The organism is Pseudomonas putida NBRC 14164 (genome assembly GCF_000412675.1).
Lineage (GTDB): Bacteria > Pseudomonadota > Gammaproteobacteria > Pseudomonadales > Pseudomonadaceae > Aquipseudomonas > Aquipseudomonas putida.
The window spans coordinates 2,791,223-2,810,440 of record NC_021505.1 but is presented as its reverse complement, the minus strand read 5'-3'; the positions used below and the strand labels follow the sequence as shown (position 1 = coordinate 2,810,440).

General features: G+C 59.8%; 19 protein-coding genes. 13 read left to right on the top strand and 6 right to left on the bottom strand.

Translation table 11 applies throughout. The features are described 5' to 3' along the window. Positions 1-5: 5 nt before the first annotated feature. Genes PP4_RS12500 through tssI form a run of 3 tightly spaced genes read right to left on the bottom strand, consistent with a single transcriptional unit; the run spans position 6 to position 2,955 of the window. A complete protein-coding gene (locus PP4_RS12500) occupies positions 6-470 on the bottom strand; it encodes a DcrB-related protein (RefSeq protein WP_016499542.1) in 465 nt (154 codons plus the stop codon). Between the two features lie 33 nt (positions 471-503). Beyond that, complete coding sequence (locus PP4_RS12495) at positions 504-1,088, bottom strand: DcrB-related protein (RefSeq protein WP_016499541.1); 585 nt, start codon at positions 1,086-1,088, stop codon at positions 504-506. A gap of 10 nt (positions 1,089-1,098) precedes the next feature. Then, positions 1,099-2,955 (bottom strand): type VI secretion system tip protein TssI/VgrG, encoded by a 1,857-nt coding sequence (tssI, locus tag PP4_RS12490; RefSeq protein WP_016499540.1) that lies wholly within the window; start codon positions 2,953-2,955, stop codon positions 1,099-1,101. Positions 2,956-3,667: 712 nt separating this feature from the next. On the opposite strand from tssI, the gene PP4_RS12480 reads away from it, so the two are divergent. From PP4_RS12480 to PP4_RS12455, 5 genes are all read left to right on the top strand, one after another. Beyond that, a complete protein-coding gene (locus tag PP4_RS12480) occupies positions 3,668-5,128 on the top strand; it encodes a DUF6861 domain-containing protein (RefSeq protein ID WP_041168018.1) in 1,461 nt (486 codons plus the stop codon). Positions 5,129-5,136: 8 nt separating this feature from the next. Beyond that, positions 5,137-5,448: a hypothetical protein gene (locus PP4_RS12475; RefSeq protein WP_016499537.1), complete on the top strand. Its 312-nt coding sequence runs from the start codon at positions 5,137-5,139 to the stop codon at positions 5,446-5,448. A 26-nt stretch (positions 5,449-5,474) separates the two neighbouring features. After that, a complete protein-coding gene (locus PP4_RS12465; protein WP_016499536.1) occupies positions 5,475-6,074 on the top strand; it encodes a polymorphic toxin type 46 domain-containing protein in 600 nt (199 codons plus the stop codon). After that, complete coding sequence (locus PP4_RS12460; RefSeq protein ID WP_016499535.1) at positions 6,071-6,367, top strand: immunity protein Tsi6 family protein; 297 nt, start codon at positions 6,071-6,073, stop codon at positions 6,365-6,367. The genes PP4_RS12465 and PP4_RS12460 overlap by 4 nt, the downstream gene beginning before the upstream one ends. 89 nt (positions 6,368-6,456) lie before the next feature. Then, entirely contained in the window at positions 6,457-6,774 is a 318-nt protein-coding gene (locus PP4_RS12455; RefSeq protein WP_016499534.1) for a hypothetical protein, read from the top strand. Between the two features lie 379 nt (positions 6,775-7,153). Here the strand turns inward: PP4_RS12455 and PP4_RS12450 are convergent, their stop codons facing one another. The 3 genes from PP4_RS12450 to PP4_RS27950 form a co-directional block, all read right to left on the bottom strand. After that, positions 7,154-7,675 carry a hypothetical protein gene (locus tag PP4_RS12450; protein ID WP_172488764.1) on the bottom strand — a complete coding sequence of 174 codons (522 nt, stop codon included), beginning with the start codon at positions 7,673-7,675 and terminating at the stop codon, positions 7,154-7,156. Between the two features lie 58 nt (positions 7,676-7,733). After that, the gene (gene tri1 / locus PP4_RS12445) at positions 7,734-8,849 is read right to left on the bottom strand and encodes an ADP-ribosylarginine hydrolase Tri1 (RefSeq protein ID WP_016499533.1); all 1,116 of its coding nucleotides are present in this window, start codon (positions 8,847-8,849) and stop codon (positions 7,734-7,736) included. A 116-nt stretch (positions 8,850-8,965) separates the two neighbouring features. Beyond that, a complete protein-coding gene (locus PP4_RS27950) occupies positions 8,966-9,325 on the bottom strand; it encodes an ADP-ribosylglycohydrolase family protein (RefSeq protein ID WP_016499532.1) in 360 nt (119 codons plus the stop codon). Here PP4_RS27950 and PP4_RS12440 point away from each other — a divergent pair. The 8 genes from PP4_RS12440 to tssH all read left to right on the top strand — a co-directional run bounded on the left by PP4_RS12440 (position 9,314) and on the right by tssH (position 19,216). Continuing rightward, positions 9,314-9,865, top strand: a complete 552-nt coding sequence (locus PP4_RS12440) for a hypothetical protein (RefSeq protein ID WP_016499531.1) — start codon at positions 9,314-9,316, stop codon at positions 9,863-9,865. The two genes, PP4_RS27950 and PP4_RS12440, sit on opposite strands and share 12 nt — an antisense overlap. A gap of 523 nt (positions 9,866-10,388) precedes the next feature. Then, the gene (locus PP4_RS12435) at positions 10,389-11,138 is read left to right on the top strand and encodes a hypothetical protein (RefSeq protein ID WP_016499530.1); all 750 of its coding nucleotides are present in this window, start codon (positions 10,389-10,391) and stop codon (positions 11,136-11,138) included. A 64-nt stretch (positions 11,139-11,202) separates the two neighbouring features. Beyond that, entirely contained in the window at positions 11,203-11,742 is a 540-nt protein-coding gene (tssB, locus tag PP4_RS12430; RefSeq protein ID WP_012272397.1) for a type VI secretion system contractile sheath small subunit, read from the top strand. 14 nt (positions 11,743-11,756) lie between these two features. Then, entirely contained in the window at positions 11,757-13,259 is a 1,503-nt protein-coding gene (gene tssC / locus PP4_RS12425; RefSeq protein ID WP_016499529.1) for a type VI secretion system contractile sheath large subunit, read from the top strand. Between the two features lie 26 nt (positions 13,260-13,285). Beyond that, positions 13,286-13,768 (top strand): type VI secretion system baseplate subunit TssE, encoded by a 483-nt coding sequence (tssE, locus tag PP4_RS12420; protein ID WP_016499528.1) that lies wholly within the window; start codon positions 13,286-13,288, stop codon positions 13,766-13,768. Beyond that, positions 13,768-15,588 carry a type VI secretion system baseplate subunit TssF gene (gene tssF, locus PP4_RS12415; RefSeq protein ID WP_016499527.1) on the top strand — a complete coding sequence of 607 codons (1,821 nt, stop codon included), beginning with the start codon at positions 13,768-13,770 and terminating at the stop codon, positions 15,586-15,588. Before tssE ends, tssF begins: the two co-directional genes overlap by 1 nt. Further along, a complete protein-coding gene (tssG, locus tag PP4_RS12410) occupies positions 15,552-16,622 on the top strand; it encodes a type VI secretion system baseplate subunit TssG (RefSeq protein WP_041167706.1) in 1,071 nt (356 codons plus the stop codon). The genes tssF and tssG overlap by 37 nt, the downstream gene beginning before the upstream one ends. Then, positions 16,619-19,216, top strand: a complete 2,598-nt coding sequence (gene tssH, locus PP4_RS12405; RefSeq protein ID WP_016499525.1) for a type VI secretion system ATPase TssH — start codon at positions 16,619-16,621, stop codon at positions 19,214-19,216. Before tssG ends, tssH begins: the two co-directional genes overlap by 4 nt. Positions 19,217-19,218 lie beyond the last annotated feature (2 nt).

Here is a 19,218-nt window from a genome sequence, read left to right as displayed (position 1 = left end):
AGGGGTTACTCCTGTTCGCCGGGCTCGGAACGGCTTACGGGCGTGCGCGGAGTGAAGCTCGCCAGCAGGTTGTCCCAGTCCTGGTTCTGTTGGGCACTGAAATCGGCCTGTGCCGTGGTGGAGAAGATCAGCGCACGGCCAGGGCTGATGATGAAGGCGGCCTGGCGCTGGTAAAGCGGGCGGCCTTGGTTCATGTAATAGGCGTCGATCTGAATACCAGCAATGGGTGCGGTAGCAGAAAGCGCGACGGCCTTGTTGCCCAAACGGGTGTAGCCACGCAGCTTGGAGGTCAGCATCTTGACCTGGCGATCGACATAGGCCTGCAGGGCTTCGTCTGGCAGCAAGGTGTCACGCGAGATGGTGATGCTCAACGGCGCGGGAACACTGGCACCCAAGACGAACATGTTGACCGTGCGGTCCTCGAACCCTGCTGGCAGCGCTATGCCGCCTTCCTGCAACTCGTAATCCATGCGATGAAAATTCCTGATAACAAAAAATGGGGGTCAGCTCAGCGCGAAGCCATCGAGCATGCGGTCAAACTCGGCCAGCCACTGGCTCAGGCCCGGCTTGCTGGGGTCGATTACGCATGAGACATCCAGCCATTGCAGTGACTCGCTGCCGGCGATGGGCACCAGCGCGCCGACCAGGCGACCGTGGCGGGGCTCGTGGCCGGCATTGAAGTGAAAATCCACCACTTTGGCGGGGTTGCCGGCCAGGCGGCAGTCACGTTTGCGAATCACGCGCAGTTGCGGGCTCATTTCGCGCAAGGCCTCGATTGCACGCTCGAACAATTGCTCCAGCGGCTGCCTGTCGCGGACATCACGGCGGCGGATGCTGAGGCTGACTGGCTCGCCTTCATGCTCGAGGGTGGTCTGGATATCGCGGAAACGAAAGCCAACTGGAAATTGCAGGTTGAAACCCGCGAAGGTGAAACCGCTGGCCACATCCTGCAGCACTGCCGGCACGGGTTCCGGTGTGGGCACAGGTTCGGGCACATGAGCAGCTTCTGCCAGCTTGGCCAGGCGCGCTGCCTCCTCTTGCGCTTCGCGCCTGGCGGAGATGCGGTCGTAGATCGAGGGCTTGTACATGTACCTTGCCTCAGTCGTTGATCCGCACTGCGGCGCCAGTGATTTGGGTAGTATCGGTACTGGTGGTCACGATGACCTTGCCTTTGATCTCGATGCCTTCCGGGGTCAGCGTGATGCTGCTGTCGCCCACCTGCAGGATGATGTGCTGCTTGGCGGCCACCTGGATGAACTGGTTGTCGACCTGCAGGGTGTAAGAACCTTCGGTCACTTGCACCACGGTGTCTTTCTTGACCGTTTCGGTGTGCGTACCGCCAACCGTGATCGAGCGGTTGTTCCCTACATCATGGGTCTCATCCAGCTCGATTTCGGTATCCATGTTGCGCTCGGCATGCATGATGATCTGCTCGGCGCCGGCCTTGTCTTCGAAGCGGAAGAAGTTGGCGGTACCGCCGTCACCCTTCATCGAACGTGTCAAGAACCCACTCTGGGTCTTGTTCGCCGGCAGCGACCATGGCGGGGTGTTGGTGCTGTTGTAAAGGCTGCCCATGATCAGCGGCCGGTCCGGGTTGCCGTCGAGGAACACCACAACCACTTCGTCGCCTATGCGTGGGATCTGAATGCTGCCGAAGCCGCCGCTGGCACCGGACTGGGCGACACGTACCCAGCAAGAGCTGTGATCGTTGTACTTGCCATTGCGGTCCCAGTGGAACTGGATCTTCACCCGGCCTAGTTCGTCGGTGAAGATCTCCTCACCCGGTGGGCCGACGATGATCGCGGTCTGCGGGCCGGCAATGGTCGGTTTGGGCGTACTCAGCTGCGGGCGGAACGGGATCTTCTTGCGCACGCAACTGAAGGTGTTGAAGTAGCTGGCCTGCTGGCCGGTAAGGTAGTTGTTGTGGCCTTCGCTTTCCACGCTCATCAGCAGGAACTGGCGGTCTTCTAACGGGCCTTGGTCGTGGATGTAGTGCTGCAGCAGCTCGAAGGTATAGCCTGGCTTCATGGCCCGGCAGTTACTGGCACCTTCGAACTTCTTGCCGCGCAGCTCCAGCGCCTCAATGCGCAGGCGCAGCAGGGTTTCGCCTTCGTCATAGGTACCGTGGGTGTACTGGCCGGGGAAGTCGTAGATCTCGAAGTTCTCGACATCGCCCTGCTTGTTCACGCTGTTCAGCGCCACCGGCAGGCGGTTGTTCGGTTGGCGGTAGTCAAAGGTTTGCGTGGCCATCTTGCCGGATTGCAGTTGACGGTTGCCGCTCCACTGGGTGATGGAGTCGGCGGTCTCGGTGACCGAGGCGCTGTGGAAGCGGATTTGCGGTTGCTCGGGGATGGCCACCAGCGTGCTGGAGTCATCGCAGATGATCATGGTGTGGCCTTCGGCGGTGTGCTCGAAGTAGTAGAACATCCCCTCTTCCTCCAGCAGGCGCTGGACGAAGTTGAAGTCGGTTTCGCGGTACTGGGTGATGTAGGTGTAGCGCTTCTGTGGCCGGGTCAGGCGAAACTCGTGGCGGGAAAACGCCGGACACAGGGCGAACACTTCGGTGACCACTTCCTCGACCGTGTTGCCCTGGAAGATCCGCGTGTCGAAGCGGTTCTTCAGCATCGAGAACCACGGGTTGAGGGTAGCGGTATAGCGCGCCATGCCGCCGTCGCTGCCGATGCTGGCAAAGCGTGTGAGGTAGCCGGTTATGTACCGCGGGCCGCCTTCGGCCAGTTCGATCTCGATGCTGACGTGCTGGCCCATCATGGATTTGAGCGGCACGCCGGAGTCTTCGCAGACCAGCAGCAGTTCGTAGTTGAACGCCCGCGACAGGGCTTCGGTGCCCTTGAAGGTTTCCAGCAGCAGCTCCTGCTCGGGGTTGGCCAGGTTGTGAAACTTGAACAGGCGGCGGTTCTGTGGCGACAGCAGCGCGGAGGCCAAGTCCATGATCATGCGAAATCTCCTTGAAAACACGGCCAGCACGCGCTTGCGATGCTCAGCTGCAACCCTGATCTTGCGGGCGTATTCTGCATGCGCGCATAACGCGCGTGCTTGCGGAATCATGCGACTGCCTGCAGAAAGGAAAGTGCCATCGTGCATTGAAATAAATGCGACAGGGTTCACATTCCCGAATGCCAGGCAGGCAGAAAGGCCCAAAGGAAACACCGGCAAAAGCTGCCCTGTCAACTCACTACAGGCCTAGGAAAACCGGGCAATACCGCCCTACAAGGCAATGTCATATCGCCATCCTTCATCCTCCTCTCTGGCGCCCGGAAGCGCCCCCGGCAATCGCCGAACGGCCCGTCGCAGAAGGTTCTTGAGGTATCGATCAGCGCCCATGCCTGACAGCTCCCACTCGAGCTGTCTCGCTACCTGACGCATCAACTCCACTGGCGGAGAAAAATGTTTCATAACGTGGATTGGTTCAAATTTTTTGCCACTAGCCAATTCCGCCAAATGGCCATCGCGAACGCGGCCGTAATGGCACTTGCGGGATGCGGTCAGCCACAAAGCCGTGCAGCGATGCTCAATTGCCATCATTGCCGCGTACGCCTGTCATGAGAACAATGGGCTCTCCGCCGGACTTCGCCCCCATCCTGAGGTCTGAAGCGACATGCTGCGCTCGCCGCCGAGCGCCGCCACTTCCATGGACAGTGAAGCGAAAATGGATCTTTTAGCCAACATCCCCAGTTGGGGAGACATCGAACGCAATCTCGAGCAGAAATTCAGCGAGCTCAACCAGAGCGTCGACAGCGGCCTGAACAGCGCCCATGAGGCCTGGGACGGTTTCAGCCGACGAGTGAGCAATGGCGCCAACCAGGCCTATGGCTACCTCGGTGGCCAGCGTATCGACAACGTGCGCCAGGCCATGGCCCTGTCCTACCCGATCATTCAGGACAACCTCAAGCGCAAGTGGTCCTCGATAGGTATCGAGCAAATCCTGCCGGTGCTGCTGCAACTGGTCAAAGAGGTGTCGATGATCCTCGGTGGCAGTGTGGCGGTTGGCTCGCTCGCCGGTGGCGTGGCCGGGGCGTTCGCCTTCGGCGTCGGCGCGGCGCCGGGCGCGGTGGCCGGCGCCGGCATTGGCCTGCAGGTCGGCAACCTGATCCTCATGGGCCTGGGGCTGTCCGCCATCGCCGAGTATTTTTATCAGGGCCTGCCGGCCTGCCTGTCGACCCTTCAGCAAGGCATGGCCACGGCCTGGTTCGCCGAGGATGGCCTCAAGCCCGCTGGCCTGGACCCGAGCGGCGGTTCCACGGCGCAGGCCCAGGAGCGTGTCGAGCGTGCTGCACGCCAGCTTGCTCGCGGGCAGGAGCAGTTGGTGCTGCTGTTACTGACAGCGATCGTCACCTACCTTACTCGGGGGCAGATGAAGGCCGGCGTCATGAGCAGCATGGAAAGCATTGCCGCCCGGAGCGCTCGGCTGCAGGCCGAGATCTCCAACAAGCAGCTGGCGGCCTGGTTGGCGAAGAATGAGCAGAAGCTATTGGCGCAGCCGGAGTTGCAAGTTAAAGAACCATCTCCCATCAGCCAGGTCGAGCCAAAGAGCTTGCGAGAATTTTATGCGAAACAGGACCCTGACTTTGTAGCGCACGATCAACAACTAAAATATGCAGAGACTTTTGCACCCCGAGGCCTTAGCAACAAACAGATTAATGAGTATCTCGACAGCCCTGATGGTGAGCTATATCTGCAAAAGCTACGTGCCGCAGACCCCAAAGCATCAGACATGGACATTTTCAGCCGAGCCATCTCCCAGATAGGCTCGGGCAGTAACACTCCAAAACTGTCCATCATAGATTCGCCCCTCGTGAAAATCGTGCCAGTGGGACAAGAGGCAAGCCGTTACTCTCCATTTTTCACCACTATGGAGGAGCTGCAGTCTGCTGCGCAGGGAAGCCGAACCCTGGCTGATAGCCTAGGGTTACCGCTGGGCAGTGAGGCTACAAAATATTCAATTTTTGAAATGACGCCACTTAAACCAACAGAGGTTTTTGTCAGCAAGATTGCGCCTACCACCGAATTTGGAGGTAACATTGACAGGGTGGGTGGCGCACTTCAATATCTTACCCCTAACCGTAATGAGTGGTCGGCCACCAAGCTCATAGGCACTATTGATAACTAGGATAGACAATGAACACGCACACACTGAAGGCTACCGCTACAGCGCTTCGTGAAAAACTTGAGGCTCTCGAAGATCAAGATTCCGATGCGAAGCTGATGCTCAACACCCTACGCGGCCTCTTATTAAAAGCTGAAAATGGAAAAATTCATGCCCCCATGGAGGCTAGAGACATACCTGGTTACCGCTACTTACCGGAAACCAACTTACAGGACGATCGTAATCTCAGTCAGTTATTTGCAGAATTTTACATGGCATTGATTGATGGAGAGGAGTGGAGTTCCTTTAAGAAATTCCAAGCCAAAAATAAAAATCACGATTAGAAAAAGATGGAGCACATACAAGAAGCTTGCTCGAACGGGCAACTTGGCAGGACACCAATATACGAGGTAACCAGGATACTGCTGCCAACTTCTTCAAGCCACAGGGCTATAAGTCTGCCGATTACATCCCCCTGCTCATTGAGACTCTGCATGATCACCGGAAAGAAATTTCGCGACTGACTATAGTCAAAGGTACGAACGGCGATCTTTCCGGAAACTTCTTCAAGTCACAGGGCTATAAGCCTGCCGACTACGAAGGCTACATGAACGGCTTGGACTTCACTCAACCAGTCTTCACGGAAACAATCAACCGGGGCAAGACACTTTGGCAATTCCAGGTGCCCGGCGGCCGGCAAGGGATGCGGTACTCTCCTACCCCTGACGTGGTGCCAGGGCAACTGGGGATCAACCCGCTTGGCCAGATCTACAAAACGGAAACCATCGTGCCCAAGATCGTGAACGTCTATCAGAGCACTGAGAAGGTCACGCTGCTGAGGAGCACCTCGGCACCGGTACTGGATACCTGGTCCGTTTCTTCCCAACCCTATAACGCCATTGGTGGTGCTCGGCGGATGACCTCTGGCCAACGCGAGCTCTTCAAACTGATAACACCAGGTGCATTATGAAACCCACAACCCCCCTCGGCTATGTACAGAAGGCTATCGACATCACCGCGCAGCGGAACAAGGCCTGTCCCGCTTACCCCATTTATGGGATGCTACTAAACCAACTTGACTATGTGAAAGCCGTGTTCGAAGGGCGTGAGCAAGATAAATCGAAACTCCACCAACTCAGTATCGGTGCCATTGCCACGAAAGAATTCGAAGAAAATGACCCCGAGTTGGCCAGAGCACTGAAAGACGCCTATTACGTAGCCATCCAGTCGGCTCGTGGCCTCAAAATTCAACTGCCCGATTGATTGCCGACGTTCGATCAGGCCAGCCACTGAACATCGAGCGCAGTCACTGACGAAAGCTATAAACCCTACACCCCGCAGGCTGAGCCACGATGGACATTTACGCACTCCGGCAAAAATCGATAGCGCTGCGTGTCATCATTGAACGGCTGAAGTCACACGACCCGGCCGCCATGAAGTTGAGTGTAGAGCTGACGCTCTTGTTGAACGCGGCAAAGCAGCAGCGGATCCGCACCCCGATGGAATGGCGTGACATCCCCGGAAGCTATCTGTTCACCGAAGAAGGGCTGCAGCAGTATGCCGATCTCGAGCACGCCTTCGCCGAGTTTCGTATCGAGCTGTCCGGGGGCGAGTCCCCTACCCTGCACAAGCTCAAGGCGCGCATGGGGGAGAAACCCTCCCAGGGATGATGGGCGGGCAGCCTTGCCATCTTTTCATGAGTCCATTACGCCTTTCGATTTGTTCAGGCTGAAGTCGTACTTTGCCAAGCTGCCGAAGCCTGCAAACACCTCGCCAACTAGGTCCTGCACCATCTTACCCTGGAAGATTCGCGAGTCGAGACGGCAAGTCAACATCACGCTTTCTTGATAACTGGCGTTTAACATCGCTTATTTTCGGCTCTTGAGTGAAAAAAACCGAGCCAACCATGAAGCATCACGTAACGCACGCACATATTCGATCTCAAGAAATGTGTATTGACGCGCCTCACGACGCTCGCGTTCTTTTAACGCCCTTAACGAAGCGATATTGGTGCGATTGTAGAGACCATATACAGCGAAATGAAAACCATCACACACAGCACCACGGCCATTCCATTGAACTATTATAGTTCTTAATCGTCGGATACAGCAGACTACTCAATCCTGCACCAAGCCCGCCCACAACCCACGAATTGGCCTGCTCGGGTTCGAATACTTCTACCCGCTCACCGCGTAACAGGAATGAACTCGCTTTGCTTCTATGCCCATAGGCCAATGCGAAAGCCAGCGCAGTAAGAATGAGCGGCACGGCGCTGATCGCAGGCGCCGCTACGCCTCCCATTTTTGCTTGTTTGTACGTTATCGCCATTGACAGGACAAATGCAAAAAGCGGCACGGAAGTCAAGCTGAAACAGAGACGCAAGGACGCAAAATCAGCAAATCTTTCAGAACGATAGGCGCATTTCACGCACCAGCAAAATGTAACAAAAGACGCTACAGCCATGAGCACAAAAACAATCTTCGGCGCCACCCCAAGTGTCAACACTGAAATCATAAGCGTCAAAAACCAGAAGGCCCAAACTCGCGCAAAAAACCGTTCGGTCGTAAACATTTAATTCAATCTTTCCCAGTCAGGTAATCTCCCAAGTCAGTCCCCAAACCGGTTGCCGTCAAGGCTGGCCATAAAGCAATGCGTCCAGTTCATCATGCTGCGGCGAGAGATCGAAGAGCTTGGCTGCCAGTTCCTGGATATGTTGCGACCACGCAACCTTCTCCACCCACTCCGGCGGCATGCCGGACACGCCGTACAGCGCACCCGCAAACTGGCCGGCGGTGGCCGCGACACTGTCGGCATCATCGGCAAGGTTGGCGGCCAGGAGGATCGCGTCCTTGAAGTTGTCGGTGTTCCATACGGCCCACAGTGCCGCTTCCAAGGTATCGATGACGTAGCCGGAGGAGCGGATCTGTTCGCGGCTCTTTTGCTTGTACTCGCCCGCATTGATGATCATCGGGCGAGGCCGCAACGAACGCACCGCTGGGGCCAGGGCCTCTTCCTTGTCTGCACCGTTGAGCGCCAGATGCAGCTGTGCCGCAAACAGCTGACAGCAGTTCACTGCCTCGTCGGCGTTGTGGGTCACGCTGCTTTGCGTGACGCTTTCCCACCAGCTTGCCGACAGCGAGTGCCGGCGGAAGATTGCCGTAGGCGCAAGGCGGATGATGGAGCCATTGCCAGCCGTCGAGGGGTCATAGTTGCCTTGCCAGGTAATACCCTCGCGCAGCCAGCCTTCAAGGGCATTGCGCGTGGCATTGCCGATATCGAAACAACGACCGTTGGCACTGTTTTCCCCGCGCCGGTACCAGCGGACCAAGGCATCTGCGTAGGTGGCGTAATCGAACTTGCCCTTGCTCACATACGTGTCTGCCAGGCACAGCGCCATGCTGGTGTCATCAGTCCACTCACCCGCAACGAGGTTGAACGGGCCACCCCCGACCATGTCGCTCACCTGCCCCCTGTCGCGGGCCTGGAACTCGAGCGTGGTGCCGACCGCATCGCCGATGGCCAGGCCAAGCAGCGCGCCCTTGGCGCGGTCCAGTGCCTGCTCCGCGGTCAATGTGCAGGCCCTGGAGTGCAGCCAGCTTGGCTTGACCGCCGGCGCCGCCAGTGCATCAGGCTGCAAGGTGGAGTCCATCCGCTGCTGCAACTGCCGGGAGGGCTCCGGCGACAGATGCGCATAACGTTGCACGTAGTCGGCCAGCAATGCGTTTGAGCTTCTTAGATCGATCATGGGATTTCTTTGAGAATGAATTGGGTAACGGAGCCATTGGCGTATCAACGGTACCATTGCCTGCGGTCGAGGCCTTGATATTGCCGATGTCGAAGCAACGGCCGTTGACGCTGTTTTCACTCTGCCGGTACCAGCGCGCCATGGCATCGGCAAAGGAAGCGAAATCGAATTGGTGGTTGGCCCTTGGCCCTTTGTAGCGTAGGTGCCCCCAGGCACAGGGCCATGCTGGTATCGTCGGTCCACTCACCAGACGCCAGGCGGAAAGGAGTACCGCCGACCCTATCGTAAACATGCCCTTGATCGCGCCGCTGACACTCCAGCGTCGCGCCTACTGCATCACCAATCGCCAGATCAGGCAATGCGCCCTGAGCGCGATCCAGTGCCTGGTCCTGTGATAACGTCCAGGATCTGTTGTCCAGCAATGCTGGATTGATCCGCGGCAGCCAGGGAATGCTCAGGCACACATGAAAGACCATCCCGAACTCTACGTAAGGTCCCCTGTTCTTTTCCGGCTTACGGCCATCGGTCTGATGCTGTCCATGCTCGCCATGGGAGCACTGGCGGTGTACGCCTTATGGACGGATATCGTACCCCTCTACGGCCGGATCTACCGTAATGCGCCGGTCGTGGAAACCCCGCTCAAAGCTTTCTTCATGATTGCATTCATTCCGCTGGGGCCTTGCCTGATCGTTGGTAGCCTGATCGCCGCATGGACCGGTCGAAAGTTTGACCCACTGAAAACGTCTTGGCTGCATGGGTTCCAGCTACGCTCGCTGCAACTCACGGTTGTGCTGATGGTTATCGTCGCACCGGCAATGATTACGCTGACCACAGCAACGCTTTCGGCAAAGGGCTACTGGTCGTGCCCGAAGCTCAGGATCTCGGGCTCCGGTTGGCAGATGTTCTGGGTTAACGATGAACGCGTGTGCTTCAAGCCGGATCATTACATCAACGACAATTGGCCATGTAAGGCAATCAATGGCAGAGACGTTTGCGTACAGGTCGATGGTCGCTGAGTTGGATGCAACCGGCTGCGCCGGTGTTCGCGGGCAATCCCGCACCTACCCGCACCTACTAGCATCGCGCTAGTTATCGATTTTGAACAATAAAGTTACCCTGCTGGATGCGACAAAACTCGTCGCATTGCCATCATCCTGACGCGCTTCCCTAACCCCGCAACGCGCAGGCGGCCAGCCCACAAAATGAGAACTGATTCACTTTTTGAAAAAAACTTTTGCCAATGATTTTCATGTCTTCCCAGCCCCTTTCGCACCCAGTCTTTAGGGCTTAACCCCCCCATTTCCTGCGACCAGTACCGCTGTCAATATCACAGCGCCATTATTGCGCAGCGTCGTAAAACAGGGAAAAAATCGCCACCCTCGCCGGAACTTCTTCCTCAGCGAGGTGCCCTAGTCGGCATTGCTGGCAACACAATATTCATGTGCCAGCACTCAGATTTGCCGCAGCCGATGGCTCAATTTCAGGTCGACGCCACTGGCGTTCAGGACGATCAAGCAGGCACATGGACGCGATGTACCGATGACACAATCATTCGATGTCGAAGCACTGATCAAGCTGCGTAGCCAGACGCGGGCGATCTCCGATGCACTGAAGGCGCAGGCGGCGGATTACCTTGCCACCGTGGCACCGCTGATCCGTCCGCAAACCCTGTTTGGCGAATACCTGCAAGGCGCCCAGCGCAGCAGCGGGCGCGAAACCCAGGGCCACTTCCAGGCCCTGGTCGAACTCTACGAGCGTATCGGCTCGGCCGCGCCGTTCCAGCTGGTCACCGAGCTGGAAGTACCGCTGAACCTGATCAGCACTACCCCCGAACTGTTCCCGCTGGAATACGACAAGGTCCTCGAACAGAGCGGCCAGACCATCCGTATCACCAGCCCTACCCGCTGGGTAGTGGGCTTCCACGCCTTCGACCTGGCGCGGTTTCGCAATGTCATCAAAGACCCCAACCGCAGCAGCGCCGAGCTGTACCGCTTTGTGGTGCACTACCTCGTGCTGTTCTACTGCCTGAGCAAGTCGCCTGGCCTTGGCCGGCTGTTCGAAGGCCTGCGCTACGGGCTGAGCTTCGAACGCCTCAAAGGCTTTGGCGACCTGCCGTTCTGCGTCATCAGCTCGCCGGTGCGCTCGGAACTTCCCGACGATTCGGTCATCCGTAGCAGCACGCAAATTGCCGGCAACACCAGCTTCGAAGAACTGGTGGGCCGCGACAACATTCTGGAAATGAACGACGACATCCGTCAGCGCCTGCTGCTGACGATCGAAGGACTGTAACCCGCAGTGCCCCACACCGGGCCGCGCAATGATTCGCAGCGAACTGCTAGCACTGGAGAACACGATGGCGAAGAAGGAAAGCACCCAGCACAAACTCGACCGCGTCCGCGCGCCGCGGGTCCATATCACCTACGACGTGGACATCGGCGATGCCATCGAGAAAAAGGAGCTGCCCTTCGTCGTCGGCGTACTGGGCGACTTTTCCGGCAACCCGCTGGAGCCGCTGCCCAAGCTCAAGGACCGCAAGTTCGTCTTCATCGACCGGGACAACTTCAACGGTGTGCTCAAGGGCATCAAGCCACGCCTGACCTACCGGGTCGACAACACCCTGGCCAAGAACGGCACCCAGCTAGGCGTGGAGCTGAACTTCAACAGCCTTGAAGACTTCGAGCCACAGAACGTGGTCAAGCAGGTCGAGCCGCTGCGCAAGCTGCTTGAAGTGCGCAACAAACTGGCCGACCTGCGCAACAAGATGGGCGGCAACGACAAGCTCGAAGAGCTGCTGATGGACGTGCTGCAGAACACCGAAAAACTCAAGACCCTGGGCAAGGAATTCGGCCGTGAAGCCGAAGTGAAAGACCCATCCAGCAGCGATCGCGCCTGAGCAGGAGCCCGAACATGACCGACAAGCAAACCGCACCGCAACAGGCCGGCGAACTGGTCGAAGTAGAAAACTTCGCGCCACAGCCCTCACTGCTGGACAGCATCATTTCGCAAAGCCGCGTGGCCCGTTCCGACACCGAGCGCAACCGCACCCGCGACCTGATTGGCGAATTGGTGAACCAGGTGCTCGAAGGTGAGATGACGCCGAGCAAAGACCTGATCGCCGTGCTCGACTCGCGTATCGCCGAGATCGATTCGATGCTCTCCGAGCAGATGAACGAGATCATGCACGCCCGCGAGTTCCAGCAGCTGGAAGCCTCCTGGCGCGGCCTGAAATACCAGGTAGACCAGACCGAAACCAGCACCACGCTGAAGATCCACCTGCTCAACGCCTCGAAGAAGGACCTGGTACGTGACCTGAAGGCCGCCAGCGAATTCGACCAGAGCGCGCTGTTCAAGAAAGTCTACGAAGAAGAATACGGCACTTTCGGTGGCGCGCCGTTCGGTATGCTGATCGGTGACTACGAGTTCAACCGCAACCCCGAAGACATGTACTTGCTGGAAGAGATCTCGCACGTGGCAGCGTCGGCGCATGCACCGTTCATCTCCGCCGCCTCCCCCGAGCTGTTTGGCTGGGACTCGTTCACCGAGATGTCCGGCCCGCGTGACTTGGCAAATCTCTTCGACACCGTCGAATACGCCAAGTGGAAGTCGTTCCGCGCCTCGGAAGACTCACGCTACGTCGGCCTCACCCTGCCCCACGTGCTCGGCCGCCTGCCATATGGCCCTGATACCACGCCGGTGGAAGAATTCAACTTCGTCGAAAGCGTCGACGGCCGCGACCACAACAAGTACCTGTGGATGAACGCCGCCTATGCCCTCGGCACCCGCGTCACCGATGCTTTCGCCCGCTACGGCTGGTGCGTGGCCATCCGCGGCGTAGAAGGTGGCGGCCTGGTCGAAGGCTTGCCAACCCATACCTTCAAGACCGACGACGGCGAAATCGCCCTCAAGTGCCCGACCGAGATCGCCATCACCGACCGCCGCGAAAAAGAGCTGTCGGACCTGGGCTTCATTCCCCTGGTGCACTGCAAGGGCACCGACTATGCCGCGTTCTTCGGCACCCAGTCGGCGCAGAAGCAAAAGCAATACAACACCGACATCGCCAACGCCAACGCACGCCTGTCGGCCCAGCTGCAGTACATCTTCGCCACGTCGCGCATCGCCCATTACATGAAGGCAATCATGCGCGACAAAATCGGCAGCTTCGCCTCGCGCATGGACGTGGAGCGCTTCCTCAACCAGTGGCTGGCCAGCTACGTGCTGCTGGACGACACCGCCAGCCAGGAGGCCAAGGCCAAGTTCCCGCTGCGCGAAGCCCGCGCCGAGGTGTTCGAGGTACCAGGCAAGCCAGGCGTGTACAAGGCTGTAACCTACCTGCGCCCGCACTACCAGCTCGACGAACTGACCGCCTCGCTGCGCCTGGTCGCCGAACTGCCTCAAGGGGCGCGCGGCTGACAAGCCGGTGTGTACAGGGATGACACATGAGTAACCACGCCCGCCTGCTGCCCTCGCTGCTCGACCGACTGCTGGACGACCGTCCGTTCCAGTCGGCCGAGCCGGCCGCGCAGCGTACCTGCTCGCTGGCCGAGTACAAGGCCAGCATCGTCCGTGACCTTGAGGTGCTGGTGAATACCCGCCAGTCCCTGGTCGCCGAAGAGCTCGACGGCTTCAGCCAGCTCGGTGGTTCCATCCTTGAATACGGCATGCCCGACTTCATCAGCCGCAGCGTGCTCGACCCACATGACCGCCGCCTGATCCAGCAACAGCTGGAGCGGGCGATCAGTACCGGAGACCGGCGTTTCCGCCGGGTCCGTGTGCAGCTGTTGGCCCAGCAGAACGGCCACCGCATGTTGACCTTCCGCGTGGACGCCGTATTGCGTCTGCAGGACATCAGCCGCCAGGTCTCGTTCGACGCCGTGCTGCAGGTCAACACCCAGGAATACAAAGTGCAGAACCTCAACTGATGCTCGACGAACTGCTGCCCTACTATGAAAAGGAACTGTCGCACCTGCGCTTCCTCGGCCAGGAGTTTGCCGCGCAGTACCCGAAAATCGCTTCGCGCTTGCTGATCGAGGGCGACAACTGCGAAGACCCGCACACCGAGCGTCTGATCGAGGCGTTCTCGTTCCTTTCTGCGCGGGTGCACAAGAAGCTCGATGACGAGTTTCCGGAAATCGTCGAATCCTTCCTTGAGGTGCTGTACCCCCATTACCTGCGCCCTACCCCCTCGATGTCGATTGCCGAGCTGAGCCTGGGCAGGCACGAGAAAGTCACCGAAGCGTACCGGGTGGCGCGCCATACCGAGATGCATGCCAACGCCATAGAGGGCGTGGTGTGCAAGTTCCGCACGTGCTACCCGGTAGAGCTGTGGCCGATTGCCGTGCAACAGGCCTCGTTCGTCGAAATGGAACGTTCGGCCTTCAACGGCCACAGTGCCGACCTGGTCGCACACCTGCGTATCCGCCTTGCAGCCACCGGCGATGCTCTGTTCGGGCAGATGCAAATGGACCGCCTGCGGTTTTTCCTCGACGGCGAAGCAACGCTCATGCTGCACCTGTACGAGCTGCTGTTCAATAACCTGGCCAAGGCGACCTTGAGCTTCAACGACGGGGGCCGCAGCCGTGAGGTCGCACTGCCCGTCGATGCCCTCAAGGCCGTAGGCTATGCCCGCGACGAAGGCCTGGTTGACTACTCGGAGCGCTCGTTCCTCGGTTACCGGCTGCTGCACGAATATTTCACGTTCCCCGACAAGTTCATGTTCTTCGACCTCAGTGGCTTTGCCCGCATTCTGCAGGGCAAGGCCATCGAGCAGGTCGACATCAATTTCTATTTTTCCGAATACGACCTTGGCGAGCGACTGGCGCGGTTGACCCAGAATATCGGGCGCAACAACTTCAAGCTCAACTGCACGCCCATCATCAACCTGTTCCGCCAGCAAGCCGAGCCGATCAAACTGACCCACACCCAGCACGAGTATCCGGTCACCCCGGACACCCGGCTGCACAACGCAGCAGAAGTGGTATCCATAGACCGTGTGCGTCGGGTTCGTAAACTGGGGGGCACCGACCAGGTTGCCACTTGCCAGCCGTTTTTCGAGCCGCGAGGCGAGCAAGACCCGCACAGCAGCTTCTGGGTTGCCCGGCGGCGCGCCCAGGGTGACGCCACTGCCATGAGCATTCGCGTGGTCGACCGCGACCTGGAGCTGATCAGCGCCAGCAGCGACACCCTCAGCATCGCCCTCACCTGCAGCAACCGCGATGTCCCGCTCATGCTCCCGTTCGGCGGCGAGCGTGGCGATTTCAACATTCCCGCCAACTCGGTAATCAAGGATATCCGCTGCCTGCGCAAGCCCACCGCCACGGTGCGCGTGCCATTGGGCAAAGGCTTGATATGGCGCCTGATCGCGCACCTGTCGCTGAACCATATGTCACTGGTCAGCCAAGGCCGTGAAGTGCTGCTGGAGCTGCTGTCGCTTTACAACTACCGCAACGTCTCGGCCATCCGCAAACAGATCAACGGCATCAAGGCCATCAACAGCGAGCCGGTAGTTGCGCGTATCGGCCATCCGCGGCCGAACTTCGTGCGGGGCGTGGGCATTACCCTCACCCTCGACGAGCACCAGTTCACCGGCAGCGGCGTGTTCCTGTTCGGCATGGTGCTGGACCACTTCTTCGGCCAGTACTGCTCGATGAACAGCTTCACGCAACTGACCCTGCGCACCCAACAACGAGAAAAGAGAGTCGTCCAATGGCCAGCACGTACTGGCGATCAGCCCCTGGTCTGATCGATCAGGCCCGAGCCGAGCCGCACCGATTCGAATTCTTTCAATTGGTCCGCCTGCTCCGCCTGCACTACAGCCGCACCGGGCGCATGGACCTGGCAACCCGGCCCCACGAAGACCCGCTGCGTTTCCGCACCCAGCTGTCGCTGGCGTTTCCGGCCAGCGAAGTCAGCGACCTGCACTTCGAGCACGCAGGCAAGGTCTCGCCTGCCGGCCTGCCACTGTCGCAAGTGCAGGTTACCTTCATGGGCCTGGTCGGGCCTTCAGGCGTGCTGCCGCGTCCGTACACCGAGTTGCTGCTTGAGCGCCATGTGCAGTTTCGAGACGATGCCGCCCATGCCTTTCTTGACATTTTCTCGCACCGCATGACCACGCTGTTCTACGAGGCCTGGCAAAAATACAAATTCCATATCGAGCACGAGCGCACTGGCAGCTCGGGCTTCGATGGCTACCTGCTCAACCTGGTGGGCCTCGGCCCGCGGGCGCAGAAGCTCAAGTTTGAAGAACAACCGTCAGCATTGCGTCGCGAGCTGTTCAGCTATTTTGCCGGCCTGCTCAGCCAGAAGCCGCGCAATGCGCTGAACCTCGAGCGCATGCTCGGCTTCTATTTCTCGCTGCCGATCCACGTCAAGCAGTTTGCCGGGCGCTGGTTGCACCTGCCGCCTGAGCAGCGCACCCAGCTTGGCCGGCGCAACGCCCAGCTTGGCCACAGCGCCGTTGCTGGCAAGCGGGTGTGGGACTACCAATCGTGCATTCGCATTGAGCTGGGCCCACTGAGCCTGGCCGATTACCAGCGCTTCCAGCCTGGTACCGAGTGCTATCGCAAACTCGTCGAGCTGGTGCGCTTCTATATAGGTGCCGGCCTGGACTTTGAAATCGCCCCGCGCCTCAAGCGCGAGGCGGTACCGTGCGCCCGGCTCGGCCGCAACGGCAATGTCGCGTTGGGCTGGCTCGGCTGGCTCAAACGCCCTGGCCGTGACGCGGAGCCTTCGCGTTGCGCCGTTTTCCATATTCCTTACGATGGGGTCGCCTTGTGAACCTGAAGTCGCTGTTCGCCAAGCTCAACGAAACCAGCCGCACGGCCACCGAAAGCGCAGCGGCCCTCTGCCTGTCAGAGCACCACTACGATGTCGAGGTGGAACACCTGCTGCTGCAGTTGCTCGACACCGGTGACAATGACCTGGCCCCGATCCTGCGCCACTATGAGGTGGTCGCCGAGCGCCTGCAGGCGCAGCTGGTCACCGCCCTGGGCACGTTCAAGAAAGGCAATACCCGCACCCCGGCGCTGTCGCCGCACATTACCCGCATGATCGAGCAGGCCTGGCTGCTGGCGTCCATCGAGTATGGCGTCGGCCAGGTGCGCAGCGGCCACTTGCTGCAAGCCCTGCTCGACGACGCCGAACTGCGCCGGGTGGTCGTTGCCTCGGCGCCGGAGCTGGAAAAAATCAATGCCAACGACCTGCGCCTGAACCTCGCCGCGCTCGTCGAAGGCAGCGCCGAGTCCCGCCAGGCAAGCGCCCTGGCCAGCCCGGCGGCACCGGTGGCCAACAGCAGCAAGGCAGGCGGCAAGACCCCTGCGCTGGACCAGTACACCGTCAACCTCACCCAAAGTGCACGCGAAGGCCGCATCGACCCAGTGCTGGGCCGTGAGTTCGAAGTGCGGCAGATGGTCGACATCCTCACCCGCCGCCGGCAGAACAACCCGATCCTCACCGGTGAAGCTGGCGTTGGCAAAACCGCCGTGGTCGAAGGCCTGGCCCTGCGCATCGCCCAGGGCGACGTGCCAGCTGTGCTCAAGAACGTTGCCGTGCATACCCTCGACCTTGGCCTGCTGCAAGCCGGCGCCGGGGTAAAGGGTGAGTTCGAAAACCGCCTGAAGGCGGTCATCGAAGAGGTCAAACGCAGCCTGCACCCGATCATCCTGTTCATCGACGAAGCCCACACCCTGATCGGCTCTGGCGGCCAGGCCGGGCAGAACGACGCTGCCAACCTGCTCAAGCCGGCGTTGGCGCGTGGCGAACTGCGTACCATCGCCGCCACCACCTGGGCCGAGTACAAGAAGTATTTCGAGAAGGACGCCGCCCTCGCCCGCCGCTTCCAGGTGGTAAAGGTCGAAGAGCCTGACGAGGACAAGGCCATTCACATGTTGCGCGGGCTGCTGGGCAAGATGCGCGAGCACCACAAGGTGGCGGTGATGGACGAAGCGCTGGTGCAGGCGGTGCGCCTGTCCAGCCGCTACATCACCGGGCGCCAGCTGCCTGACAAGGCGGTCAGCGTGCTCGACACCGCCTGTGCGCGCATTGCCCTGGCACAATCGTCGCAGCCTGGCTTGCTGGAAGACTGCCGTCGACAGATCGACAACCTGCAGGCAGAAATTGACGTGCTCGGCCACGAAGCTGGCAAAGGCCACGACCATGCCCGCCGCTTGAGTGAGCTGCAGGCCAGCCTGCAGGCCAAACAGCAGCAGGAACAGCAATTGAACGAGCAGTGGCAGCAAGAGCTGGCGCTGGTCGAACAGCTCAAGGCGCTGGATGCCGCCAACGACGCCGATGCCGGGCAGCTCAATAGCCTGCGCGCCGAACTGGCTCGCGTGCAAGGCGACCAGCCACTGGTGCACGCGCTGGTCGACAGCGGCGCCATCGCCCAGGTCATCAGCGGCTGGACCGGCATCCCGCTGGGCAAGATGCTGCGTGACGAAATCGACACCGTACAGCGCCTGCCCGCCCTGCTCGGCGAGCGCGTGCTGGGCCAGGACCATGCCCTGCACGAAATCGGCAAGCGCATCAAGATTTCCCGGGCGCGCATGGAAGACCCGAACAAGCCGATCGGTGTGTTCCTGCTGCTCGGCCCCAGCGGCGTCGGCAAGACCGAAACCGCCCTGGCCCTGGCCGATACCCTGTACGGCGGCGAGCGCAACCTGATCACCATCAACATGTCCGAATACCAGGAGGCTCACACCGTGTCGAGCCTCAAGGGCTCGCCACCCGGCTACGTCGGCTATGGCGAAGGCGGCGTGCTGACCGAGGCGGTGCGCCGCAAACCGTACAGCGTGGTGCTGCTCGACGAGGTTGAAAAAGCCCACCCGGACGTGCTCGAACTGTTCTTCCAGGTATTCGACAAGGGCGTACTGGACGACGGTGAAGGCCGCGAAATCAATTTCCGCAACACGGTGATCATCCTCACCTCCAACACTGGCACCGAGCGCATCATGCAGACCTGCCTGAATGCCACCGAGCTCCCCACGCCGCAGGCCATCGTCGAAGGCCTGCGCGACGAACTCAATCATGTGTTCAAGCCGGCCTTCCTTGGCCGCCTGAGCATCGTGCCGTTCTACCCGGTGCAGGACCAGATCCTGGAGCGCATCGTCGCCCTCAAGCTCGCGCGCATCGCCAAGCGCTTCGCCCGCAACCACCAGGCCGAACTGAGCTACGACGAGGCGCTGGTCAAAGCTATCGCTGCGCGCTGCACCGAGGTCGACAGCGGTGCGCGCAATATCGACAACATTCTGTCCCAGACCTTGATGCCCGAACTCGCCCAGCGCGTGCTCGAACGCATGGCCCAGGACACGCCCATCGAACGCCTGGTGATCGAATTGGGCAGCGATGGCGACTTTGCCTATCGCCTGGCCTGATC